Origin of the sequence: Bacillus cereus group sp. BfR-BA-01355 (assembly GCF_022663675.1) — a bacterium.
Lineage (GTDB): Bacteria > Bacillota > Bacilli > Bacillales > Bacillaceae_G > Bacillus_A > Bacillus_A thuringiensis_S.
Genome location: NZ_JAKUFY010000453.1, coordinates 1 through 228, shown reverse-complemented (window position 1 = coordinate 228; position 228 = coordinate 1). Strand labels below are relative to the sequence as shown.

The following is a 228-nucleotide window of genomic DNA, read 5'->3' as shown; positions in this document are numbered from 1 at the left end:
CTTACCCAAGGCAACCATTTTACCCTCAACAGCAGGAACAGAGATACACAGAACAATACGAAGAACAAGAGTTACAGCAACAAGAACAACAATATGACGAAAATCCATATGTAACAACACAAAACCAAGAACAACAATATCAGCAAAATCCATATGTAACACCACAAAACCCATACACAACTCAACCGCAATACCAACAACAAATGTATCAACCAAACTACGACGCAC

Annotated in this window: 1 pseudogene; it reads left to right on the top strand. The window is 38.6% G+C overall.

The window, feature by feature from the left end:
- A pseudogene (locus tag MR167_RS32445) lies at nucleotides 1–228 on the top strand (hypothetical protein); the annotation flags it as partial.